The sequence below is a fragment of the Thalassospira sp. SM2505 genome (assembly GCF_054901115.1).
In genome coordinates this window covers 3,227,854-3,243,259 of record NZ_CM142731.1, presented here as the reverse complement: position 1 = coordinate 3,243,259, position 15,406 = coordinate 3,227,854, and the positions used below count along the sequence as shown (strand labels likewise).

General features: G+C 53.3%; 16 protein-coding genes. 9 read left to right on the top strand and 7 right to left on the bottom strand.

The genetic code is table 11. The features are described 5' to 3' along the window. The first annotated feature begins 53 nt into the window (after positions 1-53). A complete protein-coding gene (locus ACTU44_RS15250; protein ID WP_462095834.1) occupies positions 54-1,211 on the top strand; it encodes a hypothetical protein in 1,158 nt (385 codons plus the stop codon). 130 nt (positions 1,212-1,341) lie between these two features. On the opposite strand, the gene ACTU44_RS15245 is transcribed toward ACTU44_RS15250, so the two are convergent. After that, entirely contained in the window at positions 1,342-2,151 is an 810-nt protein-coding gene (locus ACTU44_RS15245; RefSeq protein ID WP_462095833.1) for a hypothetical protein, read from the bottom strand. Positions 2,152-2,548: 397 nt separating this feature from the next. On the opposite strand from ACTU44_RS15245, the gene ACTU44_RS15240 reads away from it, so the two are divergent. Then, positions 2,549-3,868: a diguanylate cyclase domain-containing protein gene (locus ACTU44_RS15240; RefSeq protein WP_462095832.1), complete on the top strand. Its 1,320-nt coding sequence runs from the start codon at positions 2,549-2,551 to the stop codon at positions 3,866-3,868. Then, positions 3,865-4,323, top strand: coding sequence for an N-acetyltransferase family protein (locus ACTU44_RS15235; protein ID WP_462095831.1), 459 nt, complete (start codon positions 3,865-3,867; stop codon positions 4,321-4,323). Before ACTU44_RS15240 ends, ACTU44_RS15235 begins: the two co-directional genes overlap by 4 nt. 32 nt (positions 4,324-4,355) lie before the next feature. On the opposite strand, the gene ACTU44_RS15230 is transcribed toward ACTU44_RS15235, so the two are convergent. The 4 genes from ACTU44_RS15230 to ACTU44_RS15215 all read right to left on the bottom strand — a co-directional run bounded on the left by ACTU44_RS15230 (position 4,356) and on the right by ACTU44_RS15215 (position 7,352). Next, entirely contained in the window at positions 4,356-4,859 is a 504-nt protein-coding gene (locus ACTU44_RS15230; RefSeq protein WP_336082782.1) for an SRPBCC family protein, read from the bottom strand. Continuing rightward, positions 4,849-5,193, bottom strand: a complete 345-nt coding sequence (locus ACTU44_RS15225; protein ID WP_462095830.1) for an ArsR/SmtB family transcription factor — start codon at positions 5,191-5,193, stop codon at positions 4,849-4,851. Before ACTU44_RS15225 ends, ACTU44_RS15230 begins: the two co-directional genes overlap by 11 nt. A gap of 46 nt (positions 5,194-5,239) precedes the next feature. After that, positions 5,240-6,337: a DMT family transporter gene (locus ACTU44_RS15220; RefSeq protein ID WP_462095829.1), complete on the bottom strand. Its 1,098-nt coding sequence runs from the start codon at positions 6,335-6,337 to the stop codon at positions 5,240-5,242. Positions 6,338-6,443: 106 nt separating this feature from the next. Next, a complete protein-coding gene (locus tag ACTU44_RS15215) occupies positions 6,444-7,352 on the bottom strand; it encodes a DMT family transporter (RefSeq protein ID WP_462095828.1) in 909 nt (302 codons plus the stop codon). A 249-nt stretch (positions 7,353-7,601) separates the two neighbouring features. Here ACTU44_RS15215 and ACTU44_RS15210 point away from each other — a divergent pair, with 249 nt between their 5' ends. The 5 genes from ACTU44_RS15210 (at position 7,602) to ACTU44_RS15190 (ending at position 12,595) form a co-directional block, all read left to right on the top strand. Beyond that, complete coding sequence (locus ACTU44_RS15210; RefSeq protein WP_462095827.1) at positions 7,602-8,531, top strand: helix-turn-helix domain-containing protein; 930 nt, start codon at positions 7,602-7,604, stop codon at positions 8,529-8,531. A 491-nt stretch (positions 8,532-9,022) separates the two neighbouring features. After that, positions 9,023-10,003, top strand: a complete 981-nt coding sequence (locus ACTU44_RS15205) for a C4-dicarboxylate TRAP transporter substrate-binding protein (RefSeq protein ID WP_114100076.1) — start codon at positions 9,023-9,025, stop codon at positions 10,001-10,003. A gap of 88 nt (positions 10,004-10,091) precedes the next feature. Beyond that, positions 10,092-10,544: a TRAP transporter small permease gene (locus tag ACTU44_RS15200; protein ID WP_114100077.1), complete on the top strand. Its 453-nt coding sequence runs from the start codon at positions 10,092-10,094 to the stop codon at positions 10,542-10,544. Next, positions 10,544-11,824, top strand: coding sequence for a TRAP transporter large permease (locus ACTU44_RS15195; protein WP_114100045.1), 1,281 nt, complete (start codon positions 10,544-10,546; stop codon positions 11,822-11,824). The genes ACTU44_RS15200 and ACTU44_RS15195 overlap by 1 nt, the downstream gene beginning before the upstream one ends. A 54-nt stretch (positions 11,825-11,878) precedes the next feature. After that, the gene (locus ACTU44_RS15190; RefSeq protein ID WP_462095826.1) at positions 11,879-12,595 is read left to right on the top strand and encodes a GntR family transcriptional regulator; all 717 of its coding nucleotides are present in this window, start codon (positions 11,879-11,881) and stop codon (positions 12,593-12,595) included. Between the two features lie 77 nt (positions 12,596-12,672). Here the strand turns inward: ACTU44_RS15190 and ACTU44_RS15185 are convergent, their stop codons facing one another. Continuing rightward, entirely contained in the window at positions 12,673-13,512 is an 840-nt protein-coding gene (locus ACTU44_RS15185; RefSeq protein WP_462095825.1) for an NAD(P)H-binding protein, read from the bottom strand. A 184-nt stretch (positions 13,513-13,696) separates the two neighbouring features. Here ACTU44_RS15185 and ACTU44_RS15180 point away from each other — a divergent pair, with 184 nt between their 5' ends. Continuing rightward, positions 13,697-14,302, top strand: a complete 606-nt coding sequence (locus ACTU44_RS15180; RefSeq protein WP_462095824.1) for a TetR family transcriptional regulator — start codon at positions 13,697-13,699, stop codon at positions 14,300-14,302. A 9-nt stretch (positions 14,303-14,311) separates the two neighbouring features. On the opposite strand, the gene ACTU44_RS15175 is transcribed toward ACTU44_RS15180, so the two are convergent. Beyond that, the gene (locus ACTU44_RS15175; protein ID WP_114100048.1) at positions 14,312-15,382 is read right to left on the bottom strand and encodes an EAL domain-containing protein; all 1,071 of its coding nucleotides are present in this window, start codon (positions 15,380-15,382) and stop codon (positions 14,312-14,314) included. Positions 15,383-15,406 lie beyond the last annotated feature (24 nt).

Below are 15,406 nucleotides of genomic sequence, written 5' to 3'. Positions count from 1 at the left end.
GGTTATCGGTTAGTAAAACAATTGCATAGCAAGCTATGGGGTGCGGGTGGAAGATGTACCAAGAGTTCTCCGAGATTGGACATTGTGGTGGTCAATTCTCTATCAATGTCAAAACAGATGAAGAAGGTAACCGATCTGTTAGCGTGGGAATGCGGGTAATGAATGCGAACCCTGCCTCGTTAATTGGTGTTGCTGTGAATTCCGAGGGAGAGCCAATCAGTCTTGTTCGTTTAGGTGGACTACAAGTAGGCCCAGAGACGGATAAGCCAAAGGAGAATCCTGGTTTTATACAAGCGCTTCTCGCTTCAGATCGCACTGGGATGTTTGGTCATGAGTGTCCAAATTGCTCAAAATACTGGAGGTCGAGTAGCTTTTCTGCGGTTTGGAATACCATTTGCTGTTACTGCGGTATGAGCGGGGCTCCACATTACTTTTTGACTCAGGGGCATAGGGCATTTCTTAAGAACTTGACTGAGCGGTTCCACGATGCTGTTTCTGCTCCAGAAGATGGAGAACACATAATTGATATGGATGAGGTTCTTGCTTCGGTTCAAGAAGGTAAAGAGCCACCCGCTTTCTATAAGGCGGATGAAGCTCAGCAAAATAATTTTAAGTGCCGTAAATGCGGTACTTTCAATGATGTGCTTGGACGCTTTGGATTTTGTTGCTCTTGCGGATATCGGAACAATTTAGATCAGATTGAAGGGCAACTAGATAATATCAAAAAGAGAATTGCTTCGGGTGATATCAATCCAACTGAAGCAATACGGTTGGTCGTATCGATTCTTGATTCTGGTGGTGCAGATTATCTGAAGCACTTAGTTCGTCTTGTTCCAATGACAGAGAAGAGACGAAATATTGCAGAGAGGATAAAGTTTCATAATTTCGAATATTTCGACGCGGAACTGCAAAACTGTTTCGATATTCAAGTTAAGAAAAATATTTCTGATGCAGATAGAGAATTTTTAAAATTTATGTTCTTAAGGCGTCATGTTTATGAGCATTGCGGCGGCGTGGTAGACGACGACTACATTCAGAAGTCAGGAGATCGGACCGTTCGAAATGGTCAGGAAATAAAAGAAACTATAGAAACTGCTCTCAAGTTTGCCAATCTAACTTCAAAGTTGGCGCGCAACCTTGACGAAGGTTTTCACGAAATTATTCCTGTGAATCAAGAGGTTATTAACGCGCTAAAGCCGAGGAAAGGCTGATGCCGCATGTGTGATTCAATATAATAGAAAAAGGGGACAGTTCCCTTTTTGCCTCAACGGTTAAAGCGCCTTCCGCCCAGCTTCCTCAAGGAAACTCGTAAAAAGGGGACAGTCCCCTTTTTAAAATGGGTTACTTGGTTACACTGGCTCGGCCGAGAACTTCATTGTTGATGCAAGAGGCATAGATCCAATCAGAGTCCGTTACGCCCAGCTTGTCGCACAGCGCCTGCGAGGAGGGGTTATCAAGGCGAACGCCGGTCATGAAACCTCGTGCGGCTTCTTCTTCCCACATATGAATGATTGCCTTGGCACCTAGAATTAAACCGATCTTTTCGCCCCGTCTGTCCTCACGCGTGGCAAGCATGCCCCAAAAGACATCGTTTGGTCGCGCTCCGGACGGATGATGCATCACGAACGAAGATGCACTCGCAACCGGTACGCCGGCTGTGTCAATGGCAACCAAGTTTATGCCGCGCCTGCCTTGACCCCGCATGATGGCGCCCGGCACAGGCATGACGTCACAGGATTGGCAAAGTGCAGCAACATCAGCGACCAGTTCATTCGGCGACATTTTGTCGAGTGCTACAATCGACAGGTCGCTTGGCAGGTCATACTTATCAAGGACTTGACAGCTAGCCTCGTAGGCGGCTTCTCCACCCCAATAATGTTCATGGCGGTCGCACGAAAATCCGCGTGCTTCCAGCTCCGCGAACAGTTTATCTGCCTTGAATTTGGGGAAGTAATAGGCAACTGATGCCCCAAGAAGGGTTGCGACAGAAGCCAGCACATCGGCGGTATCACCTTGCGGATCTGAAAGCGCAACCGTTCGGCCGTAATACGCAAATCTTGGATTGTCTTGGATGAGTGTCCAAAGAGCCGCACTCCTCTTCATCAGGGCTATGCTGCTTTCTGTCCCGAAAAATTCCTGATGGTGATCCAACTCTGTCCCTTTTCATGCTTTGTCGATTTGCGAACCGTTTCTTGAGTTCGCTCAGCTGATTAAAGGTGGCGCGTACGATTGCGCCGTCTGGCTAGATGGGCACGGCTTTATCTGGAATTCACTTGTATTGGGTCACGCGGATGCCGGGTCACGCTTGCAAATGCCAGTCGGCCAGCTTATCCGATGGTACAGGATTTTTCATGCTTCTGCCAGCAAGGTCGGGCACCTGCACGATGCTGGCTGCCGAGGGGGTGCGCTGTCCTATGCTGATGTGTCTGTTCGTCAGGGGGGTATATCTCGTTCTTAAGGATAGATAGCCCAAAGGTCGGCTTTTAATTATACGGATGTATGTATATATCTTGCGCGACGAATTTACTCGGGAAACCCACGCCTACCGATGATCTATGCCGTTTCTTTTTCCATTTTCCTGGCGCTCCTTGCCGTTGGTGCATTGGCATATTCGATCCGTGCGCGCAGGCAGGCGCGGGCCCGGTTAACTATATGCGAAACCCTGATATCGAATATGTCAGACGGCGTGGTGACGCTGGGTGCAGATGGATCTTTTCAAAGCGTAAACGCCGCCGCGCAACGCATGTTCGGCCGATCCGAAAGCGATTTGAAGGGGGCGGCCCTTGCGGCCCTTTTTCCAAATCTGCCTGCCGGTTACGATGAATCACAGAAAACCAGATACCAAATCGACGCCGTTCGGGCCAGTGGCGCGAAATTTCCGGTTGAGGTGACGTTTGTCGGGCCGGGGTATCGGCATGACAAGACCCGCATGATGCTTGTGCGCGATCTTTCGTACGCGCGCACCGAGACGACAGACGATGAACACCGTTTCAAACAAAGCCAGTATTTCGCGCGGATCGGAACTTGGGACTGGCGGGTCGATACTGAAGAACTTTATTGGTCTGACGCCATCTATGCCATGTTCGGATACAAACCGGGCGAGGTGACTCCAAGCTATTCCCTGTTCTGTAATGCAGTACATCCCGACGACCGTGAACGCGTGCGACAGGGTGAAATCCGGTGTATCGAAACCGGGGAGAACCACGACGAAGAGTACCGGGTTGTCTGGCCGGACGGGCGTATTCGCTGGCTGCGTGAAACCGGAAACGTGATCAAGGATGATGCCGGTGAAACCGTCAAAATGATGGGGGTTGTCCGCGACATTACCGAAGAACGCGAGGCATCTGATCATATCCGCGAACTGGCGTTCAATGATCCCCTGACACGTTTGCCCAACAGGATCATTTTCGAAGACCGGCTGACAAAGGCCATCGACCGCGCCAAGCGTAACAAGAAACGCGTCGCCGTTGTCTTTATTGATCTCGACGGTTTCAAACAGATCAACGACCAGCGTGGCCACGCCGCAGGTGACCGCATTCTGATCGAAACCGGTCAACGTTTGATGAAGGCCGTACGAGCTTCTGATACCGTGGCCCGCATTGGCGGTGACGAGTTCACGGTCGTGCTTGAAGATCTTGAAACAGATGCAGAGGTCCATGGCATTGCCGACAAGATCCTTGGCGCCGTATCCGCCCCGATGACCACGGACGACCGGACCTGTCGGGTGGGGGCCAGCCTTGGTATTTCGATCTATCCCGAACATGCCCGCACGCTTGATACCCTGATCCATCTGGCCGATCAGGCGATGTATGCCGCCAAGGCAGAAGGCACAAACCTGTACCGCATCGGTGCCATAGGGGCTGAATGATGAAGACAACAATTGAAATCCGCCCGGTCGCACAAGCAGACCGCAAAATATGGGCCGCGTTGTTTTCCGACTATATGGCGTTTTACGGCTGTACGCCGTCTGATGCGGTGCTTGAAACCACCTGGCGCTGGATCCTTGATCCCGCTGGACCAATGGAATGCCTGATTGCCGTCAAGGGCGGACAGGTCGTCGGGTTTGCGCAATACCGGGCCGTACCGGAAACCCTGACCGGTGCCTGGTTTGGCCAGCTCGACGACCTTTTTGTCGCGCCGACAGCACGCCGCCAAGGTGTCGCCGATGCCCTGATGACCCGTCTGGACGACATTGCCCATGAACGCGGTTGGTTCAAGCTTGTCTGGATCACCGCACAAGACAATGCAACCGCGCGCAAGCTGTATGACCGGATCGGCAAGGCATCGAACTGGGTGGTCTATGAGCGACCACAAGGCGACTGACGGCTACAAGGTGTTGCTGCGTTTAAAGGCGGCTACTGGTTCAGTTTCAGCAACAACTCATCCAGTCGTTCAAGCGTTGAGGTCAGGCCTTCTTCCATGCCCATATCAATGACCGTTTGCAGGTCTTTTGCAGAGTTATAGGTCACCACTGTCTCGGTAAGCGTATGTTTGCCCTGATCAGTGAAGGTCATCGCAAGGTGAGAACGGGGCAGATCAGGATTTGCGATGCCGGTTTCATCAGTAAAGCTGTCATAGCCGGTATAGCCGTCAATCGGGGTGATTGTTTCGTAATCCGTGCGGCTCCAGTAATGGGTGCCATTCGGGTCGATCATGGCAAAGTGCCAGTGACCGCCTTCGCGGAAATCAAACGATTTGGTCTTTGTCGTCAGCGGCTTGGGCGCGTACCACTGATCAAGCAGTTCGCTCTTGGTGTAGCAATCCCAGACCAGTTGGCGAATGGCTGCAAACTCGCGGCGGACGGTAAGGGTACTTTTTTGCATGTCCGCGATAAAATTGAAGCGCAAGTCAGGTTTCATCGTTTCCTCCCTGTAGAGATGACAGCAAAGTATCGAGATTGTCGAAGCGGCTTGCCCAAAGGGCGCGTTGTTCATCGAACCACTTTTCTGCCGCTTCGAGTTTGTCCGGATTGAAGCTGCAGGTGCGCACGCGGCCTTGCTTGTTTGAAGCAATCAACCCTGCTTCTTCCAGAACGTTGAGATGTTTCATGAAGGACGGCAGGGCCATGTCATATGGCTCTGCCAATTCCTTCACCGGCGCAGGCCCCTTTGCCAGACGCTGGACGACGGCCCTGCGGGTTGGATCTGCCAGGGCGTGAAAGATGGTGTCGAGTGATGCGTTATACTTATCCATGTAGCTAACTATATATGAGGTTGATAGTTAGATCAATGGCTAAGTTTTATTGTTTATTTCGAGTACCTGTTGCAGCAATCAACCGCCCATCAATCACCGCCAGCCCAACCCCGATCACACCCATGCCGATAATGTGCTGAACCAGCAGCGATTCCCCAAGGAAACCGACACCAAGCAGGATCGCACTGACCGGGATCAGGAAGGTAACAAGCAGCAGGTTGGACGCCCCGGCGCGCTTGAGGATCGCGAAATAAAGAATATAGGCAAGCGACGTCGAAAGGGCGGCAATCCCGAAAACTGCCAGAATGGTGTCGGTCGAGGGGACGGGAAGTGCCCAGGGCTGATCAATGACGGCGGCAAGCGGGATCAGCATGATGCTTGATGCGCTGGTCATTCCGGCCGCGGTCAGGATCGGGTTCATCGCGCCAAACCGTTTGCCAAAGACCCCGGTACAGCCATAGCAAAATGTCGCAAGCAGAATGGCGAAGGGTGCAAGCGGGGCGAGGCCTGAGGTCGATCTGGTCGCACTTTGGGCAATGCCGTCCGATCCGGGCAGGCCGATGATGATCACCACACCGCCAAAGCCGGTCAGAACACCAAGCGCCTTGCGCAGATTAAGCTTTTCATTCTCGGTGGCGATATGGGCAATGACGATGGTGAAAAGCGGGGTGGTGGCATTCAGGATGGCGGCAAGGCCGCTTGCGATATGGGTCTGACCCCAGACAATGAGCGAGAAGGGCACAAGATTGTTAAACGCCCCCATGATCACAATCGCGCCCCAGAATTTCGGGTCCTGCGGGATCGGGATGTGACGGAGCAGCACAACCCACCACAGAATAACCGATGCAATCGTCACCCGCAGCAAAACCAGCGTAAAGGGTGGCAGATCGACAAGGGCGATCTTGGTAAAGAAAAACGATCCGCCCCAAAGTACGGAAAGGATCAGCAACATCGCCCAGCTTGTGCCATCCATTTTAAGATCGGGTTTGGCAGACATGGGGCGGGTTTCCTTTGTGGATATGCTTGCATTATCCGTGGTGGCGGTGGCAAAGCGCTTCTGATAATCGCGCGCAGATACAGGTTTGCCGCAAAGCTGATTTTCTTCAAGCGCAAAGCGTTTCGGGGTGATTTCGGTGGGCAGCATGATCTTGTCCGTTCCTTGCTGATCTGGTGACCCGCAAAGATTAGGCGAGCAACATTTCTGCTGCTCGCCACTTTCGGACTTTAAGTCTTTGGGGATGATCGCCGGGCTATTTGACCGGTGCTGTATTCCCCGCAAGCCGGAAGAATTTCGGCAGTTTGGCAAAGATCGTGATATTGCCCAGCAACACCATGGCAAGGCCGCTCGCACCAATCGGCGTCCAGACATAGCCTTCCAGAAAGGTTGAAACGGTCAATGCCACGACCGGGAACAGAACGGTGACATAGGCCGCGCGCCCTGCACCCACCCGGTTGACCAGTGCAAGATAGGCGATGAATGCCACCACCGATCCCGGAATGGCAAGATAAAGCAACCCGCCGATATAGAGCGGGTCGGTTGGCATGACCGGGCTCTGGCCACGCAGGGTGGCAAAGATAAACAGCAATACCGTGCCATAAATCATGCCGCGTGCGACCGCATCGCGGTTGGGAATGCCCATGCTGTGCAGCTTGACCGACACCATGTTGCCGCAACTGAAAACGGCCGTGCCGCACAGGGCCAGCAACATGCCGGTAATCGCATGGGGATTATGCGACAGCGCATAAATCTGGTTGGCAAACAGGCAGGCAATCCCGCCAAGGCCAAAACCCGCGCCAAAGACAAAGCGTATCCCCGGACGGTTGCCATAAAAGGCCCAGTTGCCGAGCGCATTGAAAATGGTCGAGGTGGTAAAGATCACCGCGACAATGCCGCTCGCGATATAGGCAGTCGCCGAATACATCAGGATAAAGTTGATGCCAAAAAGCCCGCAGCCCAAAAGCACGATCCACGGATGGGCGCGCAAGGGAACCGGACGCCATTTGCGGGCAATCAGCAAAAATCCGCAAAGAACGACCGCCGCCAGGGCAAAGCGATAGAAGATGGAAATTTCAACCGGGATCGGGCCGATCTGAAGCTTGATCGCATACCAGGTAAATCCCCAGCAGAAAGTAACAATGGCAAACAGGAGGGCAGTCATTTCGGGGCTTTCAATATTGGCGCGAGGGGTGAAACCCGTTCACTGGTGGCGCGAGCGGGATCAGGTTGTGCACCGGATATGTGGGGCATATCCGATCTGATGATTAAGCCATAATCAACCCGCGGCATCTTTCACGTTCTTGCGGTGTTTTTCACATTCTTGCGCAATTCGGGGCAGGGATGCGTTGAACATGCTTTGCAAGTGCCGGGTGCGATGCGAATATGGGTTCTGGAACTTCAGGAAATCTTGATGTCAGAACCGCATATGTCGCAATTTTCCCGGTCCGGCTTTCAGCCGAACGGGCGCTATCAGAAATTTGAAGTCTTCAATCAGTTGATCGGGGACGCAAATCTGCTGCGCGCGGGGGATTTTGGCGACAGCATTTCGGCAGCACACTGGCGGCGCAAGGCCGATGTGATGACGCGCTATACCGATCCCGATCATCACACCATCAGTCTTTATGTGAATGGTGGAACCGGCATCCAGCGCCATGCCGGTGCCGATCCATTGACCGGTGGCGGGCCGGGGCGCTGTTGCCTGATGCCGGCTTTCATGACGTCGGACTGGCTGGTGCAGGGTGAGGTGGAACTGTTTCATCTTTATATCCCGCATGCCGCTTGGGAACGCGCCGTGGTCGAGGCTTTTGACATCGAACCCAATGCGGTCGAAGTGCCTGAGAAGACCTTCTTCCTTGATCCCCTTATCGAACATACCGTGCGTCATGCCATGCTGCCCCTTGACTGGGATGTGGCGGCTGACCGGATGGCGATGTCGAATGCCGGACAGATGTTGATGGGGCATATGCTGCGCAGCTATTCGACGCGTCGTGATCTTGATTTCAAGGTGCGCGGTGGTCTGTCACCGATTGTCAAACGCCGCGTCATCGACTTTGTCGATGCCAATCTTGATCAGCCGCTGACGATTGAAGAACTGGCAGATGTGGCGGATTTGTCGACCTATCACTTTGCCCGGATGTTCCGCAAAACGCTTGGCGAGGCACCGCATAAATTTGTCCTGCGTCGCCGGATCGAACGGGCCATGGAAATGCTGCGCGGTGATCCGGCCTCGGTTGCCGAAATCGCCCTTGCTACCGGCTTTTCCAGTCAGGCCCATCTGACCACCCGGTTTGCCAGTTTTACCGGACTGACGCCTGCAAAATACAGAAGCGTCACACAGTAAGGCGACGCTGCGTCTGTATCTGCACTTTTGCAGTCTGACCAAAACCCTCCCTGATCTTAATTCTGCGTGCATCCGTCACCTTGGGCCGTTTCGCGTGCCCGTTCCAGGCTTGGCTCAGTTGGCAGGTAACGGCCGGACAGGGGTTTCAATGTCCCGGTTGTTGCTCTGCAACTAGTTGTCACGACCGGTGATGGAAATTGTGTTCTTGCTGCCGGAAATAGCGCCCGAAAAGTGGTCAATCTTGATGTGTCATGTCGGCCTGAAGCGGGCCCTGATTTTCAATTTCATCGGGGTCGGTTTTGCCATGTTTGCGCCCTGGTTGATTACAAGCGGAGCGTGTGAAAATGAATTTTTCAGTTTAAGTCATTGTTTTTTATATAAATTAACAAGCTGAGAATTTCGTTGACAAGATTGGCAATTGATAATTAGGATTTTACAACAACTAAAATATCAATTTAGGCAAAATGCCAATCCAACGGGAGGATATCCAGATGAAACTAGCGGTAAAAACACTCGGACTCTGTGCTGTGCTGGCCGGGGCTGTGGCCCTGTCGGTTCCAGCAACGGCTGCAACCACGCTTCGGATCGGAACCGTCTTGTCACCCAATGATCCGATGGGGCAGGGGCTTGAGAAGTTCAAGGCGGATGTGGAAAAGGCGACCAATGGTGATGTGATCATCGAGGTCTTCCACAATTCCCAGCTTGGCGACACCACCGAAATGATCGATCAGGCCCGTGCCGGTGCTGCAATCGGCACCGTGACCGATGTTGCCCGCCTTTCAAGCTTCGTGCCGTCACTGGCCATCATGTCGGCACCGTTCCTGTTCGATGCCTATGAGGAAGCCGACAAATTTGCGCTTTCGCCTGAATATATCGCCTGGGGGGATGAGTTGCGCGAGAAGTCCGGCCTCGTGATGATTGCGTCAAACTGGTATCAGGGCGCACGCCATGCCTTGACCCAGAAGCCGATTTCAAGCCCGGCCGACCTTGCCGGTGTGCGCATGCGCACCATCGGTGCGCCGGTATGGATTGAAACCATCCGTGCAATGGGGGCCGAACCAACCCCGATTGCCTGGGGCGAAGTCTATACCGCCTTGCAGCTTGGCACGATTGATGGTGCCGAAGCCCAGCCGACTGCGATCTGGAACGCAAAACTTTATGAAGTGATCAAGAATGTCACCAAAACCGGTCACATTCAGCTGGTCACAGCCCTTGTTGTCGGCGCACAGGCCTGGGACGAAATTTCCCCCGAAAACCAGAAAATCGTTCGTGACCTTGCGGTTGAAGATGGCCGTTATGCGTCGCAGCTGACCATCGAACTTGGTGACAAGGCGCTGGCAGATGTGGCGGCAAGCGGTGTTACCGTCAGCGATGTCGATCTGGCCCCGTTCAAGGAAGCCGTTGCCCCGGTTTACCAGATGCTTGATCTCGAAGCAGAGGCCGCCATCGTCAAGAAGGTTCTCGGTCGTTAATCGACGGATTTGATCCACCTGCCGTGCCTTCGTGCGTTGCCTTGTTTGCAGGGCAACGCACATCAAACTTCAAAATGGAATGGAATACATGCTCAAGCGAATTGAGTTTGCCTGTGCCGGGGGGCTTCTGGTTGCGGTTGTTGTTCTTGTGGCAATCGCGTCTGTGGCGCGCGCAATGGGAACGCCGATCATCTGGTCGGTCGAAATGGCGCAGCTGATCTTTGCATGGCTTTGCATGCTGGCGGCCGACATTGCCATGCAGGAAGACCGGCATTTCGGCCTTCAGGTTCTTCAGGAAGTCTTTTCCGCACGGACCGTTGGCATGATCGAGATTTTCAACATTCTTGTCGTCATCAGTTTCCTTGCGTTTCTTCTCTATTACGCATGGGGCAACATGATCCTGATGCATCCGCGTCTTGTCGGTGCCGCACAGATTCATGCCTCCTACATTCACGCGTCGATGGTTGTCGGCATTCTTCTTATGTTGCGGACCATGGTGTCCCTGCTGATCCGGCGTATTCGAAACCGGGGGACCGTCTGATGCTGATCCTGATTGCCATTCTGTTTACGGTTTTCCTCATTATCGGCTTGCCGGTTGCCTTTGCACTCGGACTTGCATCCATTCCGGTCTTTGTTGTCAGCGGTGCGATGCCGCCGACCGTGGTCATCCAGAAAATGGTGACTGCAACCCAAAGCTTTCCGCTTTTGGCTGTGCCATTCTTCATCCTTGCCGGGAACCTGATGAATGTGACCGGCATTACCTATCGGCTTGTCAAATTTGCCCGTCTTCTGACCGGCTGGATGGCTGGCGGGTTGGCACAGGTATCAATTGTGCTGAGTTTCATGATGGGCGGCATTTCCGGCTCTGCGGTTGCCGATGCCTCGATGGAGGCACGCCTTCTTGGCCCCAGCATGATCAAACAGGGATTTTCCAAAGCATCGACTGCGGCGGTCCTGGCGTTTGGCTCCGTGATCACGGCGACCATTCCGCCCAGCATCGGGTTGATCCTGTTTGGTTTCGTCAATGAAGTTTCCATCGGTCGTCTGTTCCTTGCCGGGATCATTCCGGGCATTTGCCTGACCATTGTTTTGATGATCACGTCATGGTTTGTGGCAAAGAAAAATGGCTATCAGCCTGATCTGCCGCACATGCCCGCAGGCAAGGAACTGCTGAAAAGCTTTGGTGAGAGCATCTGGGCACTGGCCTTTCCGGTGATCCTGATTGTCGGGTTCCGTTTTGGTCTGTTTACGGCGACCGAGGCTGGCGCGTTTCTTGTCTTCTATGCGCTGGCGGTCGGGTTTTTTGCCTATCGTGAACTCGATTTCGCGAAGTTCAAAGAGGCCGTGACAAGCTCGGTATCCGATCTTGGCATGGTGATGTTGCTGATCATCATGGCGGCGGTTCTTGGTTACGCCATGACCATTGAACGTGCCCCGCAACAGATCACCGAATTTGTCACGACCCTGACGGAAAATCCGACAGCGATTCTGATGCTGGTTGTGGCGGTTCTGGTGATCAGTGGCATGTTCCTTGAAGGGGCGGCCAATATCTTGCTGGTGACGCCAATTGTCATGCCGGTCCTGGTCAATGCCGGGTATGACCCGGTTCATATGGGGATCCTGATCGTGACCCTTATCAATTTCGGCGGTCTTACACCGCCTGTCGGGGTCATCATGTTTACGGTCTGCGGTATTCTTGATGTCAAAACAGGGGCCTATACCAAGGCATCAATCCCGTTCTTCATCGCGATGGTGATCTTTTTCATCCTGATGGTAGCGGTCCCGAGTTTGACGTTGTTACTGCCCAATGCATTAATGTAATGAGTGATCTCAAGGATTTAGGCATTCATAGAATTGCCAGGGAGATAGATGAAAATGAATACATCTACGAGCGGACTGATTGGGATCTCTGATAGCGGGATCAAGGGCAATGCCCATGTTCCGGCCTCGGCACTGGTCTATGAAGATATCCGCAACCGGATCATTTCACTGGCGCTGTTGCCCGAAACAACACTTGTGCGCGCTGAACTTGCCGAAAGTTTCAAGGTTAGCCAGTCGCCCGTGCGCGAAGCCATCATGCGCCTTGAGCAGGACGGGCTTGTGGTTTCCTATCCGCAATCGCGCACTGTGGTGACCAAAATCGACGAAGCCCGCATTCGCGAAGAACATTTTCTTCGGGTTGCGGCGGAATGCGAGGTGGTGCGCCAGCTTGCCGAGATCAAGGAAACCCCGGCCGTCACCAAGGCCAAGGGGTTGTTGAAAATGCAGGAAGCGCTTGTCGGCGATATTGAACAGATTGATCTGTTCAAACAGCTTGATGACAGCTTCCATGCGGCTTTGTTCAACGGTGTGAACCAGTCCAACCTGCATTTGCAGATCACCGCGCGCAGCGGCCACCTTGCCCGTGTCAGGACGCTTGATCTGCCGCGTGCAGGCAAGATGGTTTCGGTCCTTGATGGCCACAAGGCGGTTATTGAGGCCATTCAGTCAGGGGACGGGGCAACAGCGGTTGCCGAGATGCGCCATCACCTTTCTGGCACCATGGAGCGCCTGCCTCTGATTATCGAAGAAAACAGATCCCTGTTTACCTAGTGAAGACCTCCCTGTCCCCTGGATAGGGTGTTGCTTGAACTGGTGCGTAGCGGCCTTACCGGCTACGCACCATTTTTTTATGCGCGTTTGGCAAGCTGCCATATCCCGCTTTTGGCAACGTCAGCTGCAAATTGGGCCAATGTGTTTGGCTGCCGCCCAAGGATTTTCTCGACATCGCTGGTCGGCGTACTGTTTCGACCGTCCAGAACTTCGCGAAACAGATAGCCGATCAGGACGCGGAAATCTTCGGGAACCCCGTCATTGGCCAGACCCCGATCAAGGTCTTCAAGGGTGATTGACACAAAATCAATCGGGCGGTTGCTTGCGGTGCTGATGATGGCGGTCACCTCGGCAAAGGTCAGTGCTTGCGAACCGGAAAGCTCATAGGTTTTGCCAATATGCGCCGGATCCAGCAGGCAGGTTACCGCGCAATCGGCAATGTCATCGGCATCTATGAACGGTTCGGGGATGTTTCCTGCCGGAAGGGCAAGCGTGCCTGACTGAAGATAGGGCAGGAAAAGATCCTCGTTGAAATTCTGAAAGAACCAGTTGGCACGCAGGATCGTGGCATCTGCACCTGATTGCAAAAGTGCTGCTTCTGCCAGATGTGCTGCTTCTTCGCCACGACCAGACAACATCACAAGCCGTTTTGCACCGTGGGCGATGGCGGTTTTGGCAAACTGCGCGATGACCTTGTCTGATCCGGGAACCGCAAGGTCGGGCTGGAATGTGATGTAAACGGCATCAACATCGTGCAGGCAATCATCCCAGCTTTCAGGCTTGGTCCAGTCAAAGGCCGGTGTCGTGCTGCGCGATACGGCTTTTACCTCGTAGCCACGGGATGCAAGTTTTCCGGTAACGCGACGGCCGGTTTTGGCCGTTGCGCCAAGAACAAGAAAACGCGGATTTGTGGGCATGGTGGTTCCTCCTGATGTGAGATTTCAAAATGTGAGTAATCCTCACATTTGCCAAATGTGATAAATCCTCGTATTTTGTTCGTCAAGAGAGTTTGGTCATCATCAACCTGTGTCAGGTGTCGAGAATTACCGGAGATCACAGGTGAAAACAGGGCGTAACCAATTGTCGGAAAACGCGAAAACAATGCGCAAGGCACCATCCCAAAAACGCAGTCGCGAGCGGGTCGAAAATATCCTCAAGGTCGCCTGCGAGCTGATTTCAGCGCAGGGAAGTGATGCCATGAAGATGGGGGAACTCGCAGAAAAGGCGGGAGTCTCTATCGGATCGCTCTATCAGTATTTCCCCGACAAGGCATCGATCATTCATGCCCTTGCCGACCGGTATAACGAGGAATCACAGCACTGCATCGAAGAGGCACTGGCACATGTCATGGATGCAAAGGGCTTTGTTGCGGCCTTTGAACAGCTGATCGATACCTATTATGAGCTGTTTCTGGCCGAACCGGTTATTTGCGATATCTGGACCGGAACACAGGCGGACAAAACGCTGCGCGATATGGAACTTGAAGTCAGTCGGGCGAATGCGGCCTTGCTGACCAAAACCATCCTGCGTATTCGCAACAATGATGGTGACCACAATGCACTTGCCGCCCGGTGTCTTCTGATCATGTATAATGGCGAGGCAACCATGCGGCTTGCGATCTCGGTGTCGGCCCACGAGGGGCGCGAGATCATTAACAGCTACAAACGCATGGTGCGGCGGGAATTTGATGAAATGCTGCGGGTCTAGGGCCTTAAATCACGCAGGGTTTGCGACAAAAGGACCGTTTGCCGGACGGCCAAGCAGGAAACCCTGAACATAGTCGACATCATGTTCGATCAGGAAATCGAGTTCTTCCTGACGTTCGATCCCCTCGGCGATCACTTCAATTTCAAGCTGCTTTGCAAGCGCGATCAGTTTGCTGACGATGGCCTGTTTGTAATTGTCGTGATCGACATGGTCGACCAGCTCACGATCAATCTTGATGATATCCGGGCGTAATTCTGGCAGCAAATTAAGCGTTGAATACCCCGAGCCAACATCGTCAAGTGCGACCCGGAACCCCGAACTGCGATAGGATTCAAGGATGGCGCTCAGATGCGCTGTGCTGCGGACCTTTTCCGTTTCAATAACTTCAAAAACGACGTTTTTGCGATCAAGTTCGCATTCCTCGACAACCTCGATTGTTGAACGCAGGCAGGAATCCGGATCATAGATCGAGCTTGGCGTGAAGTTGATGAACAGGTTGCCGTTGATCCCGGCTTTGGTGGCATTTCGCACATTGGCTGCGCGCGCGGCGCGGTCAAGTTGAAACAGCAAGGTTGCTGATTGTGCTGCATCAAACAACTGACCCGGATTAATCACCGTTCCATCCGGTGCTGCGCCGCGAATAAGACATTCATGCGCAAAAGGAACGTTGAAGTTATTGATCGGGAAAATCGGCTGAAACACGGAATTAAGCCGATTGTCGCGCAACAGATCGCCAAGCCATTCGGCCCCGATTGCAGCACGAATGGCATTGAGGCTGGTCAGACGCGCAATATCGTCAATCTCCGGGGTCCGGTTTTCGGGCATGATCAATGCCTTGGTATCAACAAGCTCCTCGGGCAGGAGGTCTTTTGCAATTGCATCAATCAGTGCGCGCAGGCCGGGGCGGCTATATTTGATGGAAAGTGTTGCGACCGACGGTGACTTTTCGACATCCAGACTGATCGACTTTGCCCCGGCCAGTATTTTTCCCGTCGTGTGGGCAACAGGCGGCCACAAAAACAGCGTTCCGGTTTGGGGGGCAATTTCGGGTATGGAGTCACACTTTTCGCAATAGGTCATCACATCCTCCCCGGTTGTTTTCGC

What these genes read in the sequence shown, in the direction of transcription:
- ACTU44_RS15250 (WP_462095834.1), top strand. Translation starts at nt 54, where the DNA reads ATGTACCAAGAGTTCTCCGAGATTGGACATTGTGGTGGTCAATTCTCT.
- ACTU44_RS15240 (WP_462095832.1), top strand. Translation starts at nt 2,549, where the DNA reads ATGATCTATGCCGTTTCTTTTTCCATTTTCCTGGCGCTCCTTGCCGTT.
- ACTU44_RS15235 (WP_462095831.1), top strand. Translation starts at nt 3,865, where the DNA reads ATGATGAAGACAACAATTGAAATCCGCCCGGTCGCACAAGCAGACCGC.
- ACTU44_RS15230 (WP_336082782.1), bottom strand. Translation starts at nt 4,859, where the DNA reads ATGAAACCTGACTTGCGCTTCAATTTTATCGCGGACATGCAAAAAAGT.
- ACTU44_RS15225 (WP_462095830.1), bottom strand. Translation starts at nt 5,193, where the DNA reads ATGGATAAGTATAACGCATCACTCGACACCATCTTTCACGCCCTGGCA.
- ACTU44_RS15220 (WP_462095829.1), bottom strand. Translation starts at nt 6,337, where the DNA reads ATGCTGCCCACCGAAATCACCCCGAAACGCTTTGCGCTTGAAGAAAAT.
- ACTU44_RS15215 (WP_462095828.1), bottom strand. Translation starts at nt 7,352, where the DNA reads ATGACTGCCCTCCTGTTTGCCATTGTTACTTTCTGCTGGGGATTTACC.
- ACTU44_RS15210 (WP_462095827.1), top strand. Translation starts at nt 7,602, where the DNA reads ATGTCAGAACCGCATATGTCGCAATTTTCCCGGTCCGGCTTTCAGCCG.
- ACTU44_RS15205 (WP_114100076.1), top strand. Translation starts at nt 9,023, where the DNA reads ATGAAACTAGCGGTAAAAACACTCGGACTCTGTGCTGTGCTGGCCGGG.
- ACTU44_RS15200 (WP_114100077.1), top strand. Translation starts at nt 10,092, where the DNA reads ATGCTCAAGCGAATTGAGTTTGCCTGTGCCGGGGGGCTTCTGGTTGCG.
- ACTU44_RS15195 (WP_114100045.1), top strand. Translation starts at nt 10,544, where the DNA reads ATGCTGATCCTGATTGCCATTCTGTTTACGGTTTTCCTCATTATCGGC.
- ACTU44_RS15190 (WP_462095826.1), top strand. Translation starts at nt 11,879, where the DNA reads ATGAATACATCTACGAGCGGACTGATTGGGATCTCTGATAGCGGGATC.
- ACTU44_RS15185 (WP_462095825.1), bottom strand. Translation starts at nt 13,512, where the DNA reads ATGCCCACAAATCCGCGTTTTCTTGTTCTTGGCGCAACGGCCAAAACC.
- ACTU44_RS15180 (WP_462095824.1), top strand. Translation starts at nt 13,697, where the DNA reads ATGCGCAAGGCACCATCCCAAAAACGCAGTCGCGAGCGGGTCGAAAAT.
- ACTU44_RS15175 (WP_114100048.1), bottom strand. Translation starts at nt 15,382, where the DNA reads ATGACCTATTGCGAAAAGTGTGACTCCATACCCGAAATTGCCCCCCAA.